Source organism: Clostridium sp. (genome assembly GCF_032552055.1).
Lineage (GTDB): Bacteria > Bacillota > Clostridia > Clostridiales > Clostridiaceae > Clostridium.
Genome location: NZ_JAWGSV010000336.1, coordinates 1 through 2,750 on the forward strand (window position 1 = coordinate 1; position 2,750 = coordinate 2,750).

At 28.0% G+C, this 2,750-nt stretch carries 2 protein-coding genes; both read left to right on the forward strand.

Annotation, left to right across the window (positions count from 1 at the left end):
• Positions 1-196 precede the first annotated feature (196 nt).
• A complete protein-coding gene (locus E6248_RS15130; protein WP_316341601.1) occupies positions 197-1,573 on the forward strand; it encodes an aldehyde dehydrogenase in 1,377 nt (458 codons plus the stop codon).
• Between the two features lie 76 nt (positions 1,574-1,649).
• Positions 1,650-2,750, forward strand: a 1,101-nt coding sequence (locus E6248_RS15135; protein WP_316341602.1) for an iron-containing alcohol dehydrogenase, incomplete at its 3' end; no start/stop codon positions are given.

A 2,750-nucleotide genomic window follows, 5' to 3' on the forward strand; every position in this document is an offset into this window, starting at 1 on the left:
AGTGATTCTTAGCTTCAGGTGGAGTTTTCTTAGAAAGTAGTATTTTTCACTAAAAAACATAAGTCATCAAAATATAGATTAATTATTAAAACATAGATTTAAACAATTCTAACTTATTTAAAAACAAAATGTTATAATAAATATATGGTAAATATAATATTTCTATAAAATACTTAGAATTTCTTATGGAGGAATTATGAATAATATACTAGAAACTTTTAATAAACAAAAAGATTTCTTTAATGCTAATACAACTAAAGATTTAGACTTTAGAATAAATGCACTAAAAAAAATAAAAAATATAATTAAATCTTCCGAAAATGATATCTTAGATGCTCTTAATAAAGATTTAAGGAAATCAGCTTTTGAGGGCTTTACAACAGAAATAGGTCTTGTTTATGAAGAGATAAATTTGCATATAAAAAAATTGAAAAAGTGGTCTAAAAAAGAAAAAGTTAAATCTTCTATAGCCTACTTTCCTGCTAGAAGCTATATTTATAAAGAACCTTATGGCGTTACTCTTATTATTGGACCATTTAACTACCCTTTTCAACTAGTAATATCTCCTCTTATTGGAGCTATATCTGCTGGTAACTGTGCTATTATTAAGCCTTCAGAAAACAGTCCAAATACTGCTAAAATATTAGAAGATTTAATAAATAAAAATTTTAAAGAAGATTATATTAAAGTAGTTGATCCTTTAGGCGGAAAAGAAACTGTCTCTTATTTATTAGATTTGAAATTTGATTATATCTTCTTTACTGGAAGTGTTAGAGTAGGCAAGATAATTATGGAAAAGGCAGCTAAAAGCTTAACCCCAGTAACCTTAGAACTTGGTGGTAAAAGTCCTTGTATTATTGATGAAACTGCAAACATAGAACTCTCTGCCAAAAGAATTATATGGGGAAAATTAATTAATTCAGGTCAAACCTGTGTGGCTCCTGATTATATTTTAGTAGAAAGATCAATTAAGAATTCTTTACTAGAATCCCTAAAGAAAGAAATTCAAATTCAATTTTCTAAGGATATTGAAAATAATAGTGATTATCCTAGAATTGTAAGTATTGAAGCATTAAACAGACTAAAAGGTTACTTAAATGATGGAAATATATTCTTTGGTGGAAGATATAACGATGATGATCTTTATTTTGAACCAACTATCATAACTGATATTAAAGAAGATAGTAAAATTATGGAAGATGAAATATTTGGACCAATTTTACCAATAATTGAATACTCATCTATAGAAGAAGCAATTAACTTTGTTAAATCTAAAGAAAAACCACTTGCATTATATTATTTTTCCGAAGATAAACTTAGGATAAAAACTATTCTTAACTCTTTATCCTTTGGTGGTGGTTGTATAAATGATACTATAATCCACGTAGCTTCTTCTTATCTACCTTTTGGAGGAGTTAATTCTAGTGGCCTTGGAGCTTATCATGGAAAAGCTAGCTTCGATAGTTTTTCCCATAAAAAGTCAATTATTAAAAGAGGTACTTTTATAGAATTTCCCATTAGGTTTGCTCCATATAAAAATAAGATATCTTTAGCAAGAAAGTTATTTAAATAAAACTAATCTATTTATTTGAAAGCTTGTATAAGCTTTAGTATTATATAAGTATACTACATAAATTTAAGGAGGATATATGAGAAATTTTAATTACAAAAATCAAACTGAAATTATATTCGGAAAAGACACAGAATCTAAAGTTGGTACTGAAGTAAAAAAATATGCTAACAAAGTATTACTTCATTACGGTGGAGGTAGCATTAAATTTACTGGTTTATATGATAAAATAGTAAATTCACTAAAAAATGAAAATATAGAAATAGTTGAACTCGGAGGGGTTAAACCTAATCCTAGAGTATCCTTAGTAAGAGAAGGTATAGAAATTTGCAGAAAAAATAATATTGATTTTATTCTAGCTGTTGGTGGTGGAAGTGTAATAGATTCTGCTAAAGCTATTGCTGCTGGTGTAAATTATAATGGTGATGTTTGGGATTTATTTATAGGAACTGATATTAACCATACTTGCTTAAAGCTTGCTACTGTATTAACTATTCCTGCTGCAGGTAGTGAAACAAGTTCTGGATGTGTTATAACTAATGAAGATGGACTTTATAAAAGAAGTACAGGCCATCCAACATTAAGACCTATTTTTTCTATACTTAACCCAGAGCTTACTTATACTCTTCCAAAATATCAAACATCTTGTGGTATAGCTGATATGATAGCCCACATTTTGGAGAGATATTTTACAAACGAAAAATATGTTGACTTAACTGATAGATTATGTGAAGCAACATTAAAAACTATTATGGAAAATGCTTTAAGATTAAATAACAATCCTAATGACTATAATGCAAGAGCAGAAATTATGTTATCTGGAATGGTAGCTCATAATGACTGGTTAAGTATTGGTAGACTTGGTGATTGGGCTACCCATGATATAGAACATGAATTAAGTGGTATTTATGATATTGCTCATGGTGCTGGGCTTTCTATCATCTTCCCTGCATGGATGAAATATGTATATAAACATGATTTAAATAGATTTGCTCAATTTGCAAATAGAGTTTTTGATATAGATATTAATTTAAATAATCTTGAAGAAACTGCCATTAAAGGCATAGAAGCTTTAGAAAACTTCTTTACTAAAATCGAACTTCCAACTAGATTAAGTCATGCAAATATTAATGATGAGCATATAGAAGAAATGTCTAAGAAATTAGTTGCTCATTATGAC